This window comes from Dactylosporangium sp. NPDC049140 (assembly GCF_040648435.1).
Map to the genome: position 1 here is coordinate 78,739 of NZ_JBEZDS010000015.1, position 19,346 is coordinate 98,084.

A 19,346-nucleotide genomic window follows, 5' to 3' on the forward strand; every position below is an offset into this window, starting at 1 on the left:
CTGTGAGCTGCAAACACTTGCAACTGCCGATCTGTTGCAGAGGGCCTGGTAGCGCTACCATGGCGCCCGGCGCCGACCGACCGGCGATCGGAAAGTTTCGGAGGATGCTGCATGCCCGCGTTCGACCTGCCGCTGCCGGAGCTGGAGCGGTACGCCCCCGAGGTGGCCGAGCCGGACGACTTCGACGCGTTCTGGACCGAGACCCTCGCCGAGGCCCGCACCGTCCCGCCGGTGCTGCAGGTCCGGCCGGAGCCGACCGGGCTGGCGCTGGTGGACACCTGGGACGTCACGTTCGCGGGCTTCGGCGGCGCGCCGATCCGGGCCTGGTACACCCGCCCGGCCGGGACCGCCGCCGAGCTGCCCGCGGTCGTCGAGTTCGCCGGCTACGGCCGCGGCCGGGGCCTGCCCGGCGAGCGGCTCGTCTGGCCCGCGGCCGGCTACGCGCACCTGCTCATGGACGTGCGGGGGCAGGGCGACCAGTACGGCAACGGCGGCGACACCCCCGACCCGCACCGCGGCGCGGCCGGCGGCCACCGGCCCGCCACGCAGGGCATCCTCGACCCGCGGGAGTACTACTACCGGCGGCTCGTCACCGACGCCGTGCGGGCCGTCGACGCCGTGCGCGCCCTGCCCGGCGTCGACCCCGCCCGGGTCGCCGCGGCCGGCAACAGCCAGGGCGGCGGGCTCGCCCTCGCCGTCGCCGGGCTCGTGCCGGACCTGCACGCGCTGCTCGCCTCGGCGCCGTTCCTGTGCCACTTCGAGCGCGCGCTGGCGCTCACCGACGCGTCCCCGTACGGCGAGATCGCCCAGTTCCTGGCCGTGCACCGCACCGCGCACGCCCGGGTGCGCCGCACACTGTCCTACCTGGACGGCGTGAGCTTCGCCCGCCGGGCCACCGCCCCGGCCCACTTCGGCGTGGGGCTGCGCGACATCGTGTGCCCGCCGAGCACCGCCTTCGCCGCCTACAACCGGTACGGCGGAACGGACAAAACCGTGCACGTCTACGAGTTCAACGGCCACGAGGGCGGAGAGGCACTGCACACTCTGCGACAGGTGACTTGGCTCGCGAAAGTTTCGACATAGACTCGCCGGGCCGAACATGCGAAAGGGAAACCGGATGACGCAGCACCAGCGGGCCACCATGGCGGAGATCGCCGCCGAGGCGGGCGTCTCCGTGCCCACGGTCTCGAAGGTTCTCAACGGGCGGCGGGACGTCGCGCCGGCCACCCGGAACCGGGTCGAGGACCTGCTGCGGCGGCACAGCTACAAGCCGCGGCGCGCCCAGCCGCCCACCGCGGCCGGGCTCATCGACGTGGTCTTCGTCGACCTCGGCAACTCGTGGGCCATGCAGATCCTCGCCGGCGTCGAGGAGACCGCGCACCGGGCCGGCACCGGCGTCGTCGTCTCCGCCGTGCACGGGCGGGTGCGCACCGCGCCGGACCGCCGCTGGCTCGAGGGCCTCGCCGCGCGCCGCTCCGACGGGGTGTTGCTGGTCCTGTCGGAGCTGTCCGCGGAGCAGCTCGGGCAGCTGTCCGGGTTCGGCATCCCGGTCGTCGTGATCGACCCGGTGGGCCAGCCGGATCCGGCGGTACCGTCGGTCGGCGCCACGAACTGGACCGGCGCGCTGACCGCGACCGAGCACCTGCTCGGCCTCGGCCACCGCCGCATCGCCGTCATCGGCGGACCCGAGGACGTGCTGTGCTCCCAGGCCCGCGTCGACGGCTACCGCGCCGCCATGCACGCGGCGGGGCTGCAGGTGCCGCCCGCGTACATCCGCGTCGGCGACTTCACCAGCCCGACCGGGCACCGCGAGACCCTCGCCCTGCTCGACCTGCCGGACCCGCCGACGGCCATCTTCGCGTGCTCGGACGAGATGGCCCGGGGCGCCTACGAGGCCCTCTACGAACGCGGCCGGCGCGTCCCCGACGACCTCTCCGTCGTCGGCTTCGACGACCTCGAGCAGGCCCGCTGGTCGATCCCGCCGCTGACCACCGTCCGCCAGCCGCTCACCGAGATGGCCGCCCTGGCCACGCGGATGCTGCTCACGCTCGTGGCCGGGGAGCGGCTCGACGCGTCCCGGCTGGAGCTGGCCACGCCGCTCGTCGTCCGCAACAGCACCGCCGCCATCGCATGACGACGCCGGGGAACGGGGGGCGGCGCCGCCGGGGCGAGGTCACCGTCGCCACCATCGCGCAGCTCGCCGGGGTGTCGGTGCCGACGGTCTCCAAGGTGCTCAACGGCCGGGCCGGGATCGCCGCCGAGACCCGCGACCGGGTCGAGGCGCTGCTGCGCGAGCACGGGTACCGCCGCGCCGACGCCCTCACCACGACCCCGAACATCGAGGTGGCGTTCTTCGGGCTGGAGAGCCACCTCGCGATGGAGATCCTGCGCGGCGTCGAGCAGACCGTCCGCGAGCGCGACCTGGCCGTCGGCTTCACCGACCTGCAGGGGCCGGTCCCGGGCGGCCGCCGCCCCGCCGACCGGCTCCTGGCCCGCCGCCCCACCGGCGTCATCGCCGTGAACTCCGCATTCCGGGCCCGCCAGTACGAGCAGCTGATCGCCAGCGGCGTGCCGATGGTGGTGCTCGACCCGACCGGCGAGCCCAGCCACAGCATCCCGTCCGTGGGCGCGACGAACTGGAGCGGCGGGGTCGCCGCGACCCGGCACCTGCTCGACCTCGGCCACCGCCGGATCGCGGTGATCACCGGGCCGATGGAGTACCTCTGCGCGCGGGCCCGCCTCGAGGCCTGCCGCGGCGCCCTCGAGACCGCCGGGCACCCGCTGGAGCCCGACCTGGTCCGCCACGGCCGGTTCACCTTCGAGGACGGTATCGACCTGGGCCACGAGCTGCTGTCCCGGGCCCGCCGCCCGAGCGCGATCGTGTGCGGCGACGACCTGCAGGCCCTCGGCGTCTACGAGGCCGCCCGCCGCCTCGGGCTGCGCATCCCCGCCGACCTCAGCGTCGTGGGCTTCGACGACATCGAGGTCACGCGCTGGTGCGGGCCGCCGATGACCACGGTGCGCCAGCCGTTCGCCGAGATGGGCGCCACCGCGGCCCGGATGGTGCTGCAGCTCGCCCAGGGCGAGGTCGTCGAGCCGGCCCGGGTCGAGCTGGCCACCGAGCTCGTCGTGCGCGGCAGCACCGCCCCGCCAACCATCTGACCGTCCCGCGGCGTCGTAACAGGCACAAGCCTCCGGGAGGTTCGATGCGCCGCCGCCAGTTGCTGCTCGTCCCGCTCCTGCTCGCCCTCACCGTACCGTTCGCCGTGTCCGCCTGCGCCGAGTCGTCCGGCGGCTCCGGGCCCGGCGGCCCGGTCACCCCCTCGTCCATCCCCATCGACATCGGCCCCAGCGCCTCGGTCGCCGGCAACACGATGCCGACCGGCATCGTCGTGGACGGCAAGGAGCTGGTGCTCTTCTTCTGGATGGCCTCCGAGCGGCCGGTCTTCGCCCAGGCCGTCCGCGACACCGCCACCGGCGCCGTCAGCCAGGACATCGGCATGTGCACCGGCGGCACCGGCTCCGAGTCGCAGCCGCCGTTCCTCGACCTGACCCAGTGCGTCGCGACGGACGGCAGCCTCATCGAGTTCGGCGCCTTCCGGGGCGAGGCCTCGCGCGTCACCAGCCAGGCCGACGGCAAGATCACCGAGGCCAAGTTCGCCCGCTGGAACAAGGACGTCATCACCGTCTTCTGGCTGCGGCGGCAGGGCAAGCCGGCGCCCGGCGCGAGCTTCTTCCCGGACCGCGGCATGACGAGCCCGGGGCCCGCGGAGCAGTACCCCCTCGTCACCATCTACAGCGCCAAGGGCAAGGCGATCGGCTCCGCCCGGATCAAGCCCGGCGTCGGCGTACAGAAGGGCGGCTGAGCCCGCGTCCTACCCGGCGAAGCGCAGGATGCGGTCGTCGCCGCTCTTCGGGTCGCCGCGCCCGTCCCGGTTCGAGGTGGTCAGCCACAGCGAGCCGTCGGGCGCGGCGGCGGCGGTGCGCAGCCGGCCGTACCGCCCCCGCAGCTCCGCCTTCGGCGTGCCGGTCTTCTCGCCGTCGAGCGGCACCGTCCACAGCCGCTCGCCCCGCAGCGCCGCGACGTACAGCGTGTCGCCGATGATCGCCGCCCCGGACGGGGACGCGTCGGCGGTGCGCCACACGACCAGCGGGTTGGTGAACCTGCCGCCCTGGGTGTCGCCCTGGCCCTCGACGACCGGCCAGCCGTAGTTGGCGCCCGGCTTGATCAGGTTGACCTCGTCGTAGGTGTCCTGGCCGAACTCGACCGCCCACAGCCGCCCCGCCGAGTCCCACGCGAGGCCCTGGACGTTGCGGTGCCCGAGGCTGTAGACCGGCGAGCCCGCCGTCGGGTTCCCGGGCGCCGGCCGGCCGTCCGGGGCGAGCCGGAGGATCTTGCCGTTGGGGCTCTTCGGGTCCTGGGCGAGGCCGCGCTGGCCCGCGTCGCCGGTGCCGACGTAGAGCAGCCCGTCCGGGCCGAACGCGATCCGCCCGCCGTTGTGGATGCCGGCCTTGGCGAGCCCGCTGAAGATGACCTCGGGCGCGGCGGGGCCGAGCTTGAAGCGGACGATGCGGTTGTCGGAGCCGCTGGTGAAGTAGGCGTACACGTAGCCGTCCTGCGCGTACCCCGGCGACACGGCCAGCCCCAGCAGGCCGCCCTCGCCCTGGGCGGACACGCCCGGCACCTGGTACACCGGCGTCGGCGCACCGCCGCGGGCCGGCACCTGCAGCACGCGGCCGATGCCGCGCTCGGCGACGAGCGCGTCGCCGCCGGGCAGGAACGTCACGCCCCAGGGCACGTCGAGCCCGGTCGCGATCTCCTGCGGCGCGCCGAGGTCGGGCGCGGCCCGGCCCGGACCCGCGCCCGGGCCGGCGCTCGCACCCGCGCCGGAACTCGCCGGCGGGGCCGGCACCGGGGCCTGCTCCGGCCCGCCGCTACACCCGGTCACCAGCACCGCACACAGGACCGCCACCCAGCCGACTCTCACCGATCCAGCGTAGCCTTGCTTAATCCTATCGGAGCAGTATGCTTTGGGGCATGAGGCAGCAGACCATGACGCTCGTGGTGAACCGGATCGTCCGGATCGCCCATCAGCTCGTCGGCTTCGGCGTGGACACCCCGCCCGAGGCGACCGTGTGGGCCGAGCTCTCGCTGGACCGCGCCCTGCACCGGATCACGCATCAGGCGGAGGCGGATCTCCGCTACAGAGGCTCCGCGACCGGCTGAGGTCGCGCTCCACCAGCACCAGCTGCCAACCGACGGCCAGGGCGGCGAGCACCCAGAAGACGCCCTCGGCGCGCACGGCCAGCGCCACCAGCGCGCCGGCGAAGAGCAGGGCCGCGACTGCCATCACGACCCCCACATTCAGTCGCCGTCTCCTATCGATTTTATAGCATATGAGCACGACGAAAACGGCTCTCGACCGCGCCCGAAACCTCCTCGAGCAGCGGCCCGGGCAGGCCGTCGCGCTCCAGCGTCCGCAGCGCCAGCTCCACCAGCGGCGGCGCGGCGGCGGCGATGACGGCGTCGGTCAGCCCGTAGCGGGCGGCCTCGACCCAGCGCCCGGCGGCCGGCGCCGCCAGCTCGCGGGCCGCGTCGATCGTGGCCGCGTCGCCCAGCAGCGCGGCGAGCACCGCGACGGGCGCGAACCAGTCGCCGCCCGGCTGCGCGTCGAGGTAGCGCACCTCGAGGTGGCCGCCCGGGCGCACCGGCGGGTACAGCGTGCCCAGATGCTCGTCGAGGTCGGCGAACGTCGGCCGCCGGGGCAGCGCGCCGCCGATCCAGTCCGCGAACGTCACGCCGTCGGGGACGCTCCAGTTCGCCGCGGGGCCGCGGGCATAGAGCAGGGGGGCGTGCAGCGCGTGGCGGGCCCAGGCCGCGGCCGGGTCGGGCGCCGTGCGCGGCGCGCCGGCGCGGGAGGGGTCGAGGGCGTACCAGGCCCGCATGCGCGTCGAGGCCCAGCCGGTGTCGCGGCCGGCGTGCACCGGCGAGTTCGCAAACAGCGCCAGCAGCGGCGGGCCGAGCTCGTGGACGGCGGCCCAGCGCGCCTCGAGGTCCTCGGGCGGGCCGGCCGGGAGCAGCGGGCGGAGCCCGGCGGTGCTGTACATCAGGACGCGCCCGTCGCCGCCGCGCCGGGCGAGGGCTCCGGCCATCGCGCGCTGCCGCCGGGAGTCGACGACCCGCCGGGGCGCCCGGTGCGGATCGATGCCGAGCCCGGCGAGGCGCAGGCCGCCCCGCGTGACGAGCAGGTCGAGCCGGTCGAGCTCGGCGTGGACGGTCTCGTGCAGGCGCTCCAGCCCGGCCTGCGGCCACGCCGCGAGGGTGACCTGCCCGCCGGGGCCGAGCACGATCCGCCCGCCGTCCTGCGGCTCGTGCCCGCAGAGCACGGCGGTGAGGCTCGCGGCCCCGAGCGGCCGATGCGGATGGTCGGCGACGTGCACGAGCTGCTCGATCTCCACGCCGACGGTCAGCGGCGGCCCCGTCTTGAAGCAGATCGACGCGATGTACCCCTCCGCGTCCTCGATCTGCGTAATCTCGGCGGTGTTGTTCATGGTCGGATGCTACGCCCGCACCCAAGGTCATCACACCATCTGTACATCGACGAACACGCTCAGTACAATCGGCGCCTCGGCGCTCCAACATCCGCGGAGGAGCGGCCCGGCATTGATCGACCTCGACGCTTACGGCGGCCTGCCGCAGCCCGGGGCCGACCGGCCCCGGCGCTCCCGCCTGCCGTTGCTCCTGCTCGCCGGGGCGGCCGTCGCCCTGCTCACCGGCACGGGGGCGCCGGCCTCCCTCGACCCGGCGGTGCGGCTGCCCGGCGACGGCGTCATCGACCTCCGCGTCGACGGCGGCACCGTCTACCTGGTGTCGCGCGAGTCGCTGGCGGCGTACCGGGCGTCGGACGGCCGGCGGCGCTGGACGGCCCCGGTCACGCCCGGCTCGCGGCTGGTGAGCGTCGAGGCCGGGCGGGTCGTGCTGGCCCACAACGACCCGGACTTCCTGGCCGGGTTCGACGCCGCCACGGGCGACGAGCGGTGGCGGGCGGGCGGTTTCGTGCCGTCCGTCTACGGTACCGCCGGCGCATCGGGCGTCGTGGTCGCCACGACCGACGAGTCGGCGACGGTGACCGACGCCGGGATCGACATCCGCACCGGCGCCGTGCGCTGGTCGCTCGGCCCGCCGGGGGACGTCACGCGGACGCTCGTGCGCGAAGGCGAACGCGTGGCGATCGCGGAGCTCACCGCCGGCGGCGCGCTGCGGGTGCGCAGTGCCGATTCGGCGGCGGTGGTACGGACGGCCGCGCTGGACCACCCCGACCCGTTCAACTGGTTCGACATCAGCGGCGACCGGCTGCTCGCCATCCGCACCAACGACCGCGGCGTCACGCTCGACGGCGCCGTCTACGACCTGACGACGGGCCGGAGGCTGTGGCGCCGCGACAACGGCCCGGACGGCGAACCGCTGTGGTGGTGCGCGCCGCTGGTGTGCGCCGGCAACGCGGGCGCGGTCACGGTGCTCGACCCTGGCACGGGCCGCGAGCTCTGGCACCTCGACGGGCTCACCGACATCGGCTCCCCCGACGCCCGGTTCATGCTGGCCACCCCGTACCCGCAGGACGCCGCCGGCCCCGGGCCGGGCCTGCTCGTGCTGGACCCGGCGACCGGCCGGGTCCTGCGCCGCATCCCGGACTGGTACGTCATCGGCACCGTCGGCGGCGACGGCATCCTGGCCGCCACCACCGCCGCGGACGGCACCACGCTCATCGGCCGGCTCGACGCCGGGACGGGCGCGGTGCGGGTGTTCGCCCGAGCCGGGCACTGGACGTCCCCGCCGTGCACCGCGACGCAGACGCGGCTCGTGTGCCGGCTGGACCCCGTCGCCGTCTGGCCGGTACCGGCGGCGCGGTCATGAGCCCGGCGCCGGCGCTGCGGGCCGCCGCCGAGGCCGACATTCCCGCCGTGCTCGCCTTCTGGAAGCTCGCGGCCGAGGACACCAACCGGGCCGGCGACGACGCCGCTGCGGTGGCCGCGCTGCTCGGCCGGGACCCCGGGGCGCTGATCCTCGCGGTCGACGGGGAGCTGATCGTCGGCTCGGTCGTGGCGGGCTTCGACGGCTGGCGCTGCCACCTGTACCGCTTCGCGGTCCACCCCGGGCGGCGCCGCGAGGGCATCGGCCGGCGGCTGCTCGACGCGGCCGAGCGGCGCTTCCGGGCCCTCGGCGGCCGCCGGGCCGACGCGATGGTGCTGGAGGACAACGCGCTCGCCCACCCGGCGTGGGCGGCGGCGGGCTACGAGCGGCAACCGGCCTGGCGCCGATGGGTGAAACGGCTGTAACCGCGCGACAATGGATCCGTGACGCAGCAGTTGATCACGCTGGTCGCCCTCGTCGCGCTCCTCGCGGTGGCGGGCGTGGTGGTGTACCGGATCGCCGGCGCGGTGCGGACCGGGCCCTACGGCGCCGAGGTCCCGGTGCGGTGCCGCGACGGCCACGTCTTCACCACCGACTGGGTGCCCGGCGTCTCGTTCAAGGCCGTCCGCCTGGGCGCGACCCGGTTCCAGTACTGCCCGGTCGGCCGGCACTGGACGTTCGTCGAGCGCCTTCCGTGAGACACTGCCGCAGTGGATCACGAGCTGACCCCGGCCGCCCGGGCCCTGCTGGAGCACCTCCGCGCCCGCTTCCCGGGGCGGAAGGTCGCCGTGCTCCCGCCCGCGCCCGGCCCGATCCGCGACCGGGTGCCGGGCCTGCACATCCTGCGCCTGGACCCGGAGGACGGCGGCCGGCTCTACGTCACCAGCGGCGTCTGGGACGCCACCCAGCACGACGGTGAGGGCCTCGAGTTCCTGTTGTACGCCCCCGAGCCCGCCGACGAGCAGCACGCCGAGACGCTGAGCATGGTCGCGTACTACCACGCGGGCGGCGGGGACGGCACGCTCGACCACGGCCACACCGTGCCGATCGGGCGCCCCTGGGCCGGCGAGTCCGAGTGCGACCACCTGCTGGTCAGCCTGCCCTACCCGTGGGGCCCGGCGCTGGAGGAGTGCCCGGTCCCCGGTGGCCGGGCCCGGCTGCTGTGGCTGCTGCCCGTCACCGAGGCCGAGAAGACGTTCCGGCACGCCCGCGGCCTGGAGGCGCTCGAGCGGCGCTTCGAGTCCGCCGGCATCAACCCGGTTGACCCCGGCCGCGCGTCAGTGGTCGACCCGGCCGTCGACCGGGTCGGGCGCCCCGACGTCCAGGTGCTGGAGGGCCGGCTCACCGAGGCGCCGACGCGCGACGCGACGGGCGTGGAGCGGCGCGCGTTCGGCGAGTTCGTCGGGCCGCGGGGCGAGCTCGCCTCGTACGCGTTCGGCTGGACCACCGGCGCCGACCCGCACGTGGGCCGCCTGACGATCGGCATCGGCGCGGGCAACCCGGGCGGCGGCACGTTCCACGCGACAGTGCTCGCGCACGAGGGCGACAGCGCGTTCGCGCTCAGCGACGAGCCGTTCGAGCGGGTACCGCAGGGCGGCCCGGACCTGACCGCCGGCCAGGCCCGCGCCCACGAGGACCTCCAGTTCGTGTGGTGGGTCGCCGACCAGGTGATGGAGCGCGACCGCCGCGCCCGCTGGATGTGGCACTGGCTGCTGGGCACGTCCGCCATCCAGGCCGGCGAGGTGTTCGAGGGCCGCGAGCCGGTGCTGTACGTCAGCCACGACGCGGACGACGGCCTGTGGCAGCTCATCGGCGCGACCGGCGTGGACCCGGCGACCGCGCGCGTCGCCCACCTGCACCACGTGGTGGACGAGGATCCGACCCTGCTCGACGTGCTGGGCCTGCCGCCCGGCGACTCCGCCCGCCGCACGGGCCCGGGCGCCCCCTGGATCGGCGGCACCCCCTGATCGCCCGGCCGCTGCGGACCTAGACCACCGACAGGCGCATCGCGGTGAAGTCGAAGGTCAGCGCGAACGGCTTGCAGTACTCGTGCGTGAAGTTCGCGATCGCCTCGAAGCCGAACATCGCCGACTGCCCCGGCCCCGGCAGCCCCGGCCACACCGCCGCCGCCGCGATCCCCGGCACGTCGCGGCCGACCGCGCGGCCCAGCGCGATGCGATCGGGGCGGATCGGGTACACCGTCGCGCCGTTGACGTCGCCCGGATGCGCGTGGTCGACGGGGATGCCGGCCCGCTCGGCGACCTCGACGGTGGTGTCCAGGCCGTGGCCGATGCCGCCGGTGTCGAGCGTGACGATCCGCGGGCCCAAGGCGCGCAGGCTCCCGACCGTGCACGGGTAGTGGTCGCCGGCCAGCCACAGCGGCAGGTCGTTGCCGGTGCGCGGATTCGGCCCGCCCCGCCGGCGCAGGACGAGCTCGCCCCGCGCGTAGTCCAGTGTGGACAGCAGGTGGTACAGCAGCGTCGTGCCGAACACGCCCGCCGGCTCGCGGCCGTCGGGCAGCGCCGGCAGGGGCACGTCGGCCCAGTTGACCGGCACGTTGCGCAGCTCGATGCCGCCGATCCGGAAGGAGTCGAGCACCCCGAGGTAGGTGGTGACGGGCCGGTTGCCGAGCACGCCGCCGGCGGTGGCGACGGCCCGCAGCCCGAGCCGCCGGGCCTCGCTGCCGGCGAGCGTCACGGTCGCGTAGGTGTCGATGAGGTACCGCCCGGCCGGACCGCCGTTGGCCGTGGCCGCCACGTGTGGCAGCGGGTCGAGGCCCAGGAACGGCACGCGGGTGCGCCCGGCCCCGGTGACGCGCCACGGCCGGGGACCGACGGCCGCGAACAGCCGGCCGATCGGCGAGTCGCCCAGGAGCGGAACCGCGCGGTCGTACCGGTCCTGGCGCACGAAACACTCGGCGAGCCGCTGCCGGGCGACGGCGTCGGCGCCGGCGATCGGCGCGAGGAACCGCTCGGCGGCGGCGAACCGGTTGGACAGCAGCGCGATGTACCCGCGCTGCCCGAGCGCGTGCGGGTCGCCCGGGTTCGCCCGCAGCACGCCCGCGTATCCGCGGTCGGCCTCGTCGAACCGGCCGGCACGGAACAGCTCATCCGGGCCGGGCCCGGCGGCGTACGCGGGTACGGGCGCGGCCCAGGCCACCCCGCCGGCGACGGCCGCGCCGAGCACGAGCCTTCTGTGAATTCCCATGCGCCGAATCCAAGCCGGGCCCGCGTATCCCGGGCGTCACCGTTCGCGGCGCAGCACCTCGTCGCCGTAGCCCCAGTCGGCCTCGGTGAACGCCTCCTCGCCCCGGATCACGTTCACCGGGCAGCCGGCGCGCTGCAACAGGTGCCGCAGGGCGTCCCAAGACTTCCCGGTGCGGTGCAGGCGATCGGCGGCGAGCTGCCCGTCAGGGCTGCCGGGCTCGTCGAGCTCGGCGTCCTCGAGATCGTCGGCGTACTCCTGGACCCAGTCGGGGTCCTTGCGCGCGCGGTCCAGCTCGAGCGGCGTGATACGGAGATGGTTGCCGATCATGCTCATACCGTCCAGGCTATCGGTCGTGACCGTTCGACGGGCGACCGAGCACGACGCCGCGGCCCTGGACCGCCTGCGCGCCGACGGTCACGCCGAGGCGGTGCTGTGGGTCCTGGCCTCGAACGAGCGCGCGCGGCGCTTCTACGAGGCGGCCGGCTGGCACGCCGACGGCGGTTCCCGGATCGAGGACTTCGCCGGGGTACCGATCGAGGAGCTCCGCTACCGGCGGACCGTCGCGAACGGCGTCTGGGACGAGCACGCGGCGACGTTCGACGACGAGCCCGACCACGGCCTGCGCGACCCCTCGGTCCGGCGGGCCTGGTCGCGGCTGCTCGCGTCGGTACTCCCACCGGCCCCAGCGTCCATTGTGGACCTCGGCTGCGGTACCGGCAGCCTGTCCGTCCTGGCCGCCGGGCAGGGGCACCGCGTGGTCGGCCTCGACGGGTCCGCGGCCATGCTGCGGCAGGCCCGCGGCAAGCAACCGGACCTGCCCCTGGTCCGCGGCGACGTGAGCCGGCCCCCGTTCGCGCCCGGCTCCTTCGACGTGGTCCTCGTACGCCACGTGCTGTGGGCGGTCCCCGACCCGGCCGCGACCCTGGCCCGCTGGTTCGAGCTGGGCCGCCGCCTGGTGCTGATCGAGGGCCGCTGGTCCACCGGCGCGGGGCTGACGGCCGCGGAGTGCACCGCGCTGCTGCGCCGCCTGGGCCGCCCGGCGCAGGTGCGGCCGCTGACCGACGAGGCGCTCTGGGGCAAGCCCGTCACCGACGAGCGGTACCTGCTCGTAGACTCCTGACCGTGACCCATGATCCCAACGCGCTGCTCGACGAACACGGTGGGCTGCCCGAGGCCCGCCCCCCGTGGCCGGCCCGCGACGCGCTGCGCATCACCGCCGTCCGGCCGATCGTCACGGCGCCCGAGGGGCTGCCGCTCGTGGTGGTCAAGGTCGAGACGAGCGAGCCCGGGCTGTACGGCCTGGGCTGCGCCACCTTCACCCAGCGCTACGCCGCCGTCGCCGCCGCCGTGGCCGAGCACGTCGGGCCGCTCGCGATCGGGCGGCACCCGGCCGACATCGAGGACATCACGCGGACGGTGCACTTCTCGTCGTACTGGCGCAACGGCCCGGTCCTGAACAACGCCCTCTCCGGACTGGACCAGGCGCTGTGGGACATCGCCGGCAAGCGCGCCGGGCTGCCCGTGTACGAGCTGCTCGGCGGGCGGGTGCGGGGCGGCGTGGAGGTGTACACCCACGCCTCCGGCGACACCACGGAGGAGGTCCTGGACCGGGCCGAGGCGCTCATCGCCCAGGGCTACCGCAACATCCGGATCCAGCGCGCCGAGCCCGGCCTGGGCAGCTACGGCGCGCCCGGTACCGGCGGGCACTACCCCGGCTCGCCGAACCCCGACGGCTGGGACCCGGAGCGGTACCTGCGCGGCACCCCGTCGCTGTTCGCCGCGGCCCGGGAGCGCCTCGGCCTCCAGATCAACCTCATGCACGACGTGCACAGCCGGCTCACCCCGAAGCAGGCGATCGTGCTGGCCCGCGCGCTGGAGCCGTACGGCCTGTCCTTCCTCGAGGACGTCATCCCGCCCGAGCACTACGACCGGCTGCCGGAGGTGCGCGCCGCCTCGCCGGTACCCCTGGCCGTCGGCGAGCAGGTCGGCTCGGTGCCGGACGCGGCCCGCCTGATCCGCGACGGCGGCGTCGACCTGATCCGCCTGCACACGTCGGCGATCGGCGGCCTGACCCCGACGCGCAAGCTCGCGGCCCTCGCCGAGCTGTGCGGGGTGCGCACCGCGTTCCACTCCCCCGCCGACGTCTCGCCGGTCGGGGTCGCGGCCAACCTCGCCGTCGACGTGTCCAGTCCCGCGTTCGGGTTCCAGGAGTCGCACGAGTACAACGAGGCCACCCACGAGGTCTTCCCCGGCTGCCCGGACGTCACCGGCGGATACATGTACCCCTCGGACAAGCCCGGCTGGGGCGTCGACCTGGACGAGGAGAAGGCGGCACAGTACCCGCCGACCAAGTTCCTCTTCGACCGCTGGGCCGCCGTCGTACGCCGCCCGGACGGGGCCCTGGAGGCGCCGTGAGAGTGCTCGTGACCGGCGCGGGCGGCAACATCGGCGCCGCCGTGTGCGCCCGGCTCGCCGCCGGGAACGCGACAACCCATGCCTTGGTACTCGACGGGCCGCCCCCGGCCACCGCCGAGCACTCGGTCACAGGCGACGCCGGCGACCCCGCCACCGTCCGGGCGGCCCTGGCGGGCGGCGTGGACGCGGTGGTGCACCTGGCCGCCATCCCGAGCCCGCTGGACCACCCCGCGATCGACGTCTTCGCCGGCAACACCCGCGCCACGTTCAACGTCCTGGAGGAGTGCGCGAGGGCGGGCGTGCGCCGAGCCGTGATCGCGTCCAGCTACTCGATCCTGGGCCTGCGCTTCGCCGAGCGCGAGCTGCACCCGGCGTACTACCCCCTCGACGAGGCCACCCCGCTGCAGATCGAGGACCCGTACTCCCTGTCGAAGCAGGCCGACGAGGCCACGGCCGCCATGATGCACCGCCGCTACGGCCTGGACATCGTCGCCCTGCGCTTCCCGTTCACCGGCGCCTGGGACCGCCTGCGCACCATGGCCGCGCGCTGCGCCCGCGACCCGTCGGCCATGGCCGCGGACTCGTGGTCGTACCTGCACGTGGACGACGCCGCCGAGGCGGTGTGGCTGGCCCTGACCCGCCCGGTGACCGGCTTCCACCCGGTGCTCCTGGCCGCCCCGCGCACGCTGTCCGAGCACCCGACGATGGACCTGATCGCGCGGTACCACCCGCAGACGGAGATCCGCGCCTCGATCCCCGGCACCGCAACCCCGATCGACACCCGGGCGATCGAACACCTACTGAGCTTCCGCGCGACCCGCATGCTGTGAGCCGCGGCAACCGACTCCGATCTCGGGGTTGCCTTGGTGTGAGTATCGCCGGTCACCCGCATCGGGGCGTGCTCGGACCGCTCGGCTTCACCCGCGCCGGGCGGCATCCGGAGCGCCCGGCGTTCGAGCGCGGTATCCGATTGTGCGGCCGCGCGAGGTACACATGACGAATGAGTCCTCGGCGGCGGGCCATGTTCGCGGTGCTCGCGGCGATCGTCGTGCTCGCCGTCGGGGGTTTTGCGCTGCGCGGGCTGCTGCGGCGTGAGCCGGTGCGCGTCCCCGACCAGGGTGTGCTCGGGGCGGTGCTGCTCGTGCCCGGGTACGGGGGCGGGACCGAGGGCGTTGACCGGCTCGCCGCGGCTGTTCGGGCCGGCGGGCGGGCGGCCACCGTGGTCGAGATGCCCGACGGCGGGACCGGGGATCTCGTGGTGCAGGCCGATGTGCTCGACGACGCCGTCGGGCAGGCGTTGCGGCGGGCGCCGTCCGTCGACGTGATCGGGTACTCGGCCGGGGGTGTCGTCGCGCGGCTCTGGGCGCAGCGGCACGACGGGGTGCACAAGGCGCGGCGGATCGTCACGCTCGGCTCGCCCCACCAAGGGGCGCGGCTCGCCGCGGCCGGGGCCGCCGGGCTGCCCGGGGCCTGCCCGGCCGCGTGCCAGCAGCTCACGCCCGGCAGCACGCTCCTGGCGCAGCTCAAGAGCCCCGTGCCGAACCCGCCGCAGTGGCTCAGCGTGTGGACCGAGCAGGACCAGACCGTGGTGCCGCCCGACTCGGCGCGGCTCGACGGGGCCGTCGACGTCGACATCCAGCAGGCGTGCCCGGGGCGCGAGGTCGCGCACGGGGACCTGCCGACCGACGACTACGTGACCGGGCTCGTGCTCGACGCGATCGGGACGGCGCCCATCGGGCCCGCACCGCCCTGCTGAAAGCCGGCCAAGAGCCGGCCTAGCTCGTGATGTCCTTCGTGGCGAAGTTCGCCCAGGCCAGTCCGAGGAAGATGACCACGTACACCGCCTGGATCCCCAGGCCCCGCTCGATGTCGCGCCAGAGTATCGGCTCGCGGAAGAAGTCGATCCAGGCCAGCCAGTAGCGCGTGGGCAGATAGGGGCGGATGGCGACGGCCGCGTCCAGGGCCGTGAACAGCTGGCTCGCCACCAGCGCGGCCAGGGCGCCCAGGGTCGCGCCGAGTGACGAGTCGCTCACGGTGGACAGGAACAGGGCGATCGCGCCGACGCCGAGCATCGACAGCGCCACGTACACCGTCGCCGCCGCGATGCGTAGGGTCACCTGCTGGGGGCTCAGGGCCGGGCCGGACACCGACGTGACGACCTCCGCGCCGGGCTGGGCCGGGAAAAGCGAAATGCCGATGACGTACCCGCTGAGCACGACGAGCACGACGGCGCCCAGCACGTACACCAGGATCGAGACGAGCTTGGCCAGCAGCAGGCGGGTGCGGCCCACCGGGCGGGCGACGAGGTAGCGCAGCATGCCGGCGGCCGCCTCGCCCGCGACCGCGTCGCCGCCCACGATCGCCACGGCGACCGGCAGGAACAGCGGCAGCACGATCGCCAGGGCGGCCGCGGGGAACAGCGAGCCGTTGTTCAGTACCGCCGAAAGAAACGCCGGCCCCTGCGCGGCGGCGGTGCCGATGCGGGTGGTGGCCAGGAGGATGGCGACCGCCAGCGGCAGCCCGCACAGCAGGCCGAGGCTGACCAGGGTGCGCGGCCGGCGGTACAGCTTGCGCAGCTCGACGAGGATCAACGGCGCTCCATCCGATCCGTGCCGGCCCCGGTGGCCTCCAGGACGACCTGCTCCAGGGTGCGCCGCTCGGCGCCGATCTCCGCGATCCGCAGCCCGGCCGCGACGAGCTGCGCGTTGAGCGCCGCCGCGTCCGGGTGGGTGACCGCGAGCCGGTCGCCGTCGCGGTGGGTGACGTGGCCGTCGAGCAGTGCGACGACCCGGTCGGCGTCGGGGCTGCGCAGCATGACGCGCCCGGTCGGCACCCGCAGCGCGGCCAGCTCGTCCTGCCCGACGAGGCGGCCGCGGTCCATGATCCCGACCCAGGTGCACAGCTGCTCGATCTCGGTGAGCAGATGGCTGGAGAGCAGCAGGGTGGTACCGGCGGCGCTGATCTCCAGCAGCAGCTCCCGGATCTCGTGGATGCCCTGCGGGTCGAGGCCGTTTGTCGGCTCGTCGAGGATCAGCAGGCGCGGGGTGCGCAGCAGGGCCGCGGCGAGGCCGAGGCGCTGGCGCATGCCGAGGGAGTACGTGCGCACCGGGCGCCCGTCGACGCCGCCGAGCCCGACCCGCTCCAGGGCCTCCTCGATGCGCCGGCGGCGGGTGGCGCGCACCGAGCGGCCGGCCGCGTCGAGCAGGCGCAGGTTGGCGCGGCCCGACAGGTGCGCGTACGCGGCCGGGCCCTCGACGAGCGCGCCCACGTCGGGCAGCACCTCGGCCAGGCGCCGCGGCACCGGCCGGCCCAGGATCGAGATCTGCCCGCTCGTGGCGAAGACGAGGCCGAGCAGCATCCGGATCAGCGTGGTCTTGCCCGAGCCGTTCGGGCCGAGCAGCCCGAACCGCGACCCCTCCGGCACCGTGAGGTCGACGGCGTCGACGGCGCGGACCCGGCCGTAGGTCTTGGTCAGCGCCACGGTCTCGATCACCGCAGTTCTCCGGCCGCTCGGGTGATCAGCTCCGGGGTGACGAACCCGGCGACCAGGTACGTGCGCCGCCCCGACCGGGTGACGGCCAGGTTCAGCACCGAGGAGCGCAGCAGGTACCCGCCGGCCAGCGGCTGCCCGCCCGCGTCGCGCAGGGCGTTGAGCGTCCGCTCGCCGAGCCGGCCCGGCACCGCGACAACGACGAACCGCGAAAGCCCGCCGCCGTACACCGCGAGCGCGCTCAACGGCCCCGGCACCCGCGCCCGGCCGGCGAGCGAGCCCGGCAGGTTCGCCCGGGCGACCGAGTTCAGCGACGAGGTGATCTCCGACTGGGTGGTGGAGGCGAACCCGGACGACCCGGCGGCGCGGGGCTCGACGACGTCGGCGGCGGGCGGTGCCGTACCGGCGTCGAGGAACCGCGTCGTGAGCGCGCCGGCCACGTCGACCTCCAGGGTCAGCCCGGTCCGCGGGTCGGCCCACATGTCGATGGCGCGGATGGTGGTGTCGGGGTCCGCGGGCACGACCCGCAGCCCGGCCGCGGCGGTCCCGGCGATGCGGCGGGACGGCAACGCCTCCAGCCGCGCGCCGGGCCCGGCGTCGCGGAGCAGGCGGTGCGCGAGCTCGGGCGGCACCAGGTCGGCGGCCTGCGGCGGACGGGCCGCCGGCTCCCCGGCCGTCGCGGTCCACAGGTTGCGGCCGTAGTCCCAGGTGAACGCGGCGGACGAGGTGCGGAAGTAGTCCTTCTCGCCGACCGGGTCGAGCACCGCGACCCGCCACGAGTCGGGCCCGGCGTGCCAGACGCGCATGCTGGTGGTGCCACCGAACAGCCCGGTCGCGTCGCCGAGCTGCGGCAGGTCGGGCAGGACGACGGAGCCGCGGCTCTCGGCGTACCCCTGGTAGGGCCCGTCGGCCGCGGCGAGGATCCGGTCACGCAGCGTCGCGGGCGCGATCTTCTGGGCGCTGACGGGCGCGAAGGCGACCACGAGCGGCACGGCCAGGAGCGCACCGATCACCGACGCGACGACCAGCCACCGTCGTCGCGCCTCGCGCCGGACCACGCTCACCCGCTCAACAGTACGACGGGCGCCGGGAAGCGGCCCTCACCCGCCGGCGACTCGCAGGAGCTTGCGCTGGTACTCCCCGCCGAAGTCGACCCGCGTGATCTCGTCCAGGCGCCACGCGCTGGGCTCCTTCAGCCACTCCGCCTTCGTGTCGAGCTCCAGCAGGTTGAGCGTCTTCGGGGTGAAGCCCACCACCCGGCCGATGAACACCACCTCGGGGTCGTCGCGCTCGATGTAGATGCTCACCACGCGGTACCGCTGGGCCGCCGTGGTCAGGATGCGCCGCACCGACGTGAGGTCCACGTCCTCGGGCAGCGGGGGCGGCGGCCACTGGTCGTCCAGGGCCAGCGACCGGGCCGCGAACGTCTCGGGCCCGCCCCGCGGCTCGATCGACGTGACGTCGTCGAGCCGGACGGCCGCGAAGCCGTCGAGGTAGATGTTGTGGTTGAGCACGTGCAGCGCGGCCCAGGTGTCCGCGACCGCACCGGCGTAGCCCTCGAAGGTCTCCTCCGACCAGACCCGCCCGACGCGCAGCAACTCGTGTGTGCCCTTGGCCTTGCGCAGCGCCGTGGCCGTCGTCCGCCGGGTCATGGTCGCTCACCCTACTTGCCGCCTCCCGGGGTGAGCGCGGCGAGGACGCGGGGAAGCACCGTCACGTTCCAGGCGCCGTTGTGCACCTGGATGCGCGACTTCGCCTTGTCGCCGCGCCGGGCCAGCAGGTGCAGGTACATCGACTCGCGCCGCACGCCGGCGTACTCCGCCCACGCGATGCTCCGGCGGAACAGCCCGCCCTTGTGGACACCCGCGCCGTCGAGGCGCAGGCCCGCCATCTCCGCCACGGCGCCGCCGTGCACCGCGGCGACGGCGTCGGCCGCGAGCCGGACCCCGGCGCGGTGCTCGAGCAGGTCGGCGGCCCGGGCCCACCGCTCGTGGAACGCGGTACGGGTGGCGTGGTCGACCTTCGTCTTCAGCGCGCCCGTCGTGCCGGAGAACATCATGAACGTCGCCGCGTGCCGGGCGTCGCCGACGCCGAGCGTGAAGCTGGTGTGCATGTAGGCGCCGTTGACGTGCTGGTCGATCGCGCGGTACTGGATGCGCGTGATCTCACCCCAGCGAAACCCGTCGCCGTTGACGTCGACACCCTCGTCGGTGATGGTGAGCCGGGCGGTGCGTGCTTTGCCCGGTTTTGCGAGAAGCTCGAGCAGTACCTGGGTCACGCCCAGCAGGCGTTCCATCCCGTTCCACAGACGTTCCGGCGCCC

At 75.0% G+C, this 19,346-nt stretch carries 22 protein-coding genes; 13 read left to right on the forward strand and 9 right to left on the reverse strand.

Annotated features, from left to right (window positions below):
- Positions 1 to 111: 111 nt before the first annotated feature.
- From AB0B76_RS24675 to AB0B76_RS24690, 4 genes are read left to right on the forward strand one after another with little or no spacing between them, the layout of a single operon-like run.
- Complete coding sequence (locus AB0B76_RS24675) at positions 112 to 1,083, forward strand: acetylxylan esterase (protein WP_360379339.1); 972 nt, start codon at positions 112 to 114, stop codon at positions 1,081 to 1,083.
- 34 nt (positions 1,084 to 1,117) lie between these two features.
- The gene (locus tag AB0B76_RS24680) at positions 1,118 to 2,134 is read left to right on the forward strand and encodes a LacI family DNA-binding transcriptional regulator (protein WP_360379342.1); all 1,017 of its coding nucleotides are present in this window, start codon (positions 1,118 to 1,120) and stop codon (positions 2,132 to 2,134) included.
- Positions 2,131 to 3,162 (forward strand): LacI family DNA-binding transcriptional regulator, encoded by a 1,032-nt coding sequence (locus tag AB0B76_RS24685; protein ID WP_360379344.1) that lies wholly within the window; start codon positions 2,131 to 2,133, stop codon positions 3,160 to 3,162. Before AB0B76_RS24680 ends, AB0B76_RS24685 begins: the two co-directional genes overlap by 4 nt.
- Positions 3,163 to 3,206: 44 nt before the next feature.
- Complete coding sequence (locus AB0B76_RS24690; protein WP_360379346.1) at positions 3,207 to 3,866, forward strand: hypothetical protein; 660 nt, start codon at positions 3,207 to 3,209, stop codon at positions 3,864 to 3,866.
- Positions 3,867 to 3,875: 9 nt separating this feature from the next.
- On the opposite strand, the gene AB0B76_RS24695 is transcribed toward AB0B76_RS24690, so the two are convergent.
- Positions 3,876 to 4,988 carry a PQQ-dependent sugar dehydrogenase gene (locus tag AB0B76_RS24695; RefSeq protein WP_360379349.1) on the reverse strand — a complete coding sequence of 371 codons (1,113 nt, stop codon included), beginning with the start codon at positions 4,986 to 4,988 and terminating at the stop codon, positions 3,876 to 3,878.
- 50 nt (positions 4,989 to 5,038) lie between these two features.
- Between AB0B76_RS24695 and AB0B76_RS24700 the strand changes: the two genes are divergently transcribed.
- Positions 5,039 to 5,227: a hypothetical protein gene (locus AB0B76_RS24700; protein ID WP_360379351.1), complete on the forward strand. Its 189-nt coding sequence runs from the start codon at positions 5,039 to 5,041 to the stop codon at positions 5,225 to 5,227.
- Positions 5,228 to 5,388: 161 nt separating this feature from the next.
- On the opposite strand, the gene AB0B76_RS24705 is transcribed toward AB0B76_RS24700, so the two are convergent.
- A complete protein-coding gene (locus AB0B76_RS24705; RefSeq protein WP_360379354.1) occupies positions 5,389 to 6,552 on the reverse strand; it encodes a glutamate-cysteine ligase family protein in 1,164 nt (387 codons plus the stop codon).
- A 112-nt stretch (positions 6,553 to 6,664) separates the two neighbouring features.
- Here AB0B76_RS24705 and AB0B76_RS24710 point away from each other — a divergent pair, with 112 nt between their 5' ends.
- The 4 genes from AB0B76_RS24710 to AB0B76_RS24725 are packed head-to-tail and all read left to right on the forward strand — an operon-like array spanning position 6,665 to position 9,879.
- Entirely contained in the window at positions 6,665 to 7,915 is a 1,251-nt protein-coding gene (locus AB0B76_RS24710) for a PQQ-binding-like beta-propeller repeat protein (RefSeq protein ID WP_360379356.1), read from the forward strand.
- Positions 7,912 to 8,337, forward strand: a complete 426-nt coding sequence (locus AB0B76_RS24715) for a GNAT family N-acetyltransferase (protein ID WP_360379359.1) — start codon at positions 7,912 to 7,914, stop codon at positions 8,335 to 8,337. The genes AB0B76_RS24710 and AB0B76_RS24715 overlap by 4 nt, the downstream gene beginning before the upstream one ends.
- An 18-nt stretch (positions 8,338 to 8,355) precedes the next feature.
- Positions 8,356 to 8,610 carry a hypothetical protein gene (locus AB0B76_RS24720; RefSeq protein WP_360379361.1) on the forward strand — a complete coding sequence of 85 codons (255 nt, stop codon included), beginning with the start codon at positions 8,356 to 8,358 and terminating at the stop codon, positions 8,608 to 8,610.
- Between the two features lie 12 nt (positions 8,611 to 8,622).
- On the forward strand, positions 8,623 to 9,879 hold the full coding sequence (locus AB0B76_RS24725; protein ID WP_360379364.1) for a suppressor of fused domain protein: 1,257 nt from the start codon (positions 8,623 to 8,625) through the stop codon (positions 9,877 to 9,879).
- Between the two features lie 19 nt (positions 9,880 to 9,898).
- Here AB0B76_RS24725 and AB0B76_RS24730 read toward each other — a convergent pair whose 3' ends face one another.
- The gene (locus AB0B76_RS24730; protein WP_360379366.1) at positions 9,899 to 11,119 is read right to left on the reverse strand and encodes an aspartyl protease family protein; all 1,221 of its coding nucleotides are present in this window, start codon (positions 11,117 to 11,119) and stop codon (positions 9,899 to 9,901) included.
- Between the two features lie 36 nt (positions 11,120 to 11,155).
- Positions 11,156 to 11,452: a DUF1877 family protein gene (locus AB0B76_RS24735; RefSeq protein ID WP_360379369.1), complete on the reverse strand. Its 297-nt coding sequence runs from the start codon at positions 11,450 to 11,452 to the stop codon at positions 11,156 to 11,158.
- Positions 11,453 to 11,471: 19 nt separating this feature from the next.
- On the opposite strand from AB0B76_RS24735, the gene AB0B76_RS24740 reads away from it, so the two are divergent.
- The 4 genes from AB0B76_RS24740 to AB0B76_RS24755 all read left to right on the forward strand — a co-directional run bounded on the left by AB0B76_RS24740 (position 11,472) and on the right by AB0B76_RS24755 (position 15,290).
- A complete protein-coding gene (locus tag AB0B76_RS24740; RefSeq protein ID WP_360379371.1) occupies positions 11,472 to 12,239 on the forward strand; it encodes a class I SAM-dependent methyltransferase in 768 nt (255 codons plus the stop codon).
- 2 nt (positions 12,240 to 12,241) lie between these two features.
- On the forward strand, positions 12,242 to 13,534 hold the full coding sequence (locus tag AB0B76_RS24745; protein ID WP_360379374.1) for an enolase C-terminal domain-like protein: 1,293 nt from the start codon (positions 12,242 to 12,244) through the stop codon (positions 13,532 to 13,534).
- Positions 13,531 to 14,364: an NAD(P)-dependent oxidoreductase gene (locus tag AB0B76_RS24750; protein ID WP_360379377.1), complete on the forward strand. Its 834-nt coding sequence runs from the start codon at positions 13,531 to 13,533 to the stop codon at positions 14,362 to 14,364. Before AB0B76_RS24745 ends, AB0B76_RS24750 begins: the two co-directional genes overlap by 4 nt.
- Positions 14,365 to 14,534: 170 nt before the next feature.
- A complete protein-coding gene (locus AB0B76_RS24755) occupies positions 14,535 to 15,290 on the forward strand; it encodes a lipase (RefSeq protein WP_360379380.1) in 756 nt (251 codons plus the stop codon).
- A gap of 19 nt (positions 15,291 to 15,309) precedes the next feature.
- Here AB0B76_RS24755 and AB0B76_RS24760 read toward each other — a convergent pair whose 3' ends face one another.
- The 5 genes from AB0B76_RS24760 to AB0B76_RS24780 are packed head-to-tail and all read right to left on the reverse strand — an operon-like array spanning position 15,310 to position 19,320.
- On the reverse strand, positions 15,310 to 16,125 hold the full coding sequence (locus AB0B76_RS24760; RefSeq protein ID WP_360379383.1) for an ABC transporter permease: 816 nt from the start codon (positions 16,123 to 16,125) through the stop codon (positions 15,310 to 15,312).
- Complete coding sequence (locus AB0B76_RS24765) at positions 16,122 to 17,027, reverse strand: ABC transporter ATP-binding protein (protein ID WP_360379385.1); 906 nt, start codon at positions 17,025 to 17,027, stop codon at positions 16,122 to 16,124. The genes AB0B76_RS24760 and AB0B76_RS24765 overlap by 4 nt, the downstream gene beginning before the upstream one ends.
- Positions 17,024 to 18,088 carry a hypothetical protein gene (locus AB0B76_RS24770; protein WP_360379387.1) on the reverse strand — a complete coding sequence of 355 codons (1,065 nt, stop codon included), beginning with the start codon at positions 18,086 to 18,088 and terminating at the stop codon, positions 17,024 to 17,026. Before AB0B76_RS24770 ends, AB0B76_RS24765 begins: the two co-directional genes overlap by 4 nt.
- Before the next feature lie 36 nt (positions 18,089 to 18,124).
- Positions 18,125 to 18,676: a hypothetical protein gene (locus AB0B76_RS24775; protein WP_360379389.1), complete on the reverse strand. Its 552-nt coding sequence runs from the start codon at positions 18,674 to 18,676 to the stop codon at positions 18,125 to 18,127.
- Between the two features lie 11 nt (positions 18,677 to 18,687).
- Positions 18,688 to 19,320 carry a hypothetical protein gene (locus AB0B76_RS24780; RefSeq protein WP_360379391.1) on the reverse strand — a complete coding sequence of 211 codons (633 nt, stop codon included), beginning with the start codon at positions 19,318 to 19,320 and terminating at the stop codon, positions 18,688 to 18,690.
- Between the last annotated feature and the right edge of the window lie 26 nt (positions 19,321 to 19,346).

Bases quoted from the DNA above. Each gene is read 5' to 3' on its own strand.
- AB0B76_RS24685 (WP_360379344.1), top strand. From the start codon at position 2,131: ATGACGACGCCGGGGAACGGGGGGCGGCGCCGCCGGGGCGAGGTCACC.
- AB0B76_RS24735 (WP_360379369.1), bottom strand. From the start codon at position 11,452: ATGAGCATGATCGGCAACCATCTCCGTATCACGCCGCTCGAGCTGGAC.
- AB0B76_RS24730 (WP_360379366.1), bottom strand. From the start codon at position 11,119: ATGGGAATTCACAGAAGGCTCGTGCTCGGCGCGGCCGTCGCCGGCGGG.
- AB0B76_RS24680 (WP_360379342.1), top strand. From the start codon at position 1,118: ATGACGCAGCACCAGCGGGCCACCATGGCGGAGATCGCCGCCGAGGCG.
- AB0B76_RS24700 (WP_360379351.1), top strand. From the start codon at position 5,039: ATGAGGCAGCAGACCATGACGCTCGTGGTGAACCGGATCGTCCGGATC.
- AB0B76_RS24675 (WP_360379339.1), top strand. From the start codon at position 112: ATGCCCGCGTTCGACCTGCCGCTGCCGGAGCTGGAGCGGTACGCCCCC.
- AB0B76_RS24775 (WP_360379389.1), bottom strand. From the start codon at position 18,676: ATGACCCGGCGGACGACGGCCACGGCGCTGCGCAAGGCCAAGGGCACA.
- AB0B76_RS24705 (WP_360379354.1), bottom strand. From the start codon at position 6,552: ATGAACAACACCGCCGAGATTACGCAGATCGAGGACGCGGAGGGGTAC.
- AB0B76_RS24690 (WP_360379346.1), top strand. From the start codon at position 3,207: ATGCGCCGCCGCCAGTTGCTGCTCGTCCCGCTCCTGCTCGCCCTCACC.
- AB0B76_RS24755 (WP_360379380.1), top strand. From the start codon at position 14,535: ATGAGTCCTCGGCGGCGGGCCATGTTCGCGGTGCTCGCGGCGATCGTC.
- AB0B76_RS24780 (WP_360379391.1), bottom strand. From the start codon at position 19,320: ATGGAACGCCTGCTGGGCGTGACCCAGGTACTGCTCGAGCTTCTCGCA.
- AB0B76_RS24715 (WP_360379359.1), top strand. From the start codon at position 7,912: ATGAGCCCGGCGCCGGCGCTGCGGGCCGCCGCCGAGGCCGACATTCCC.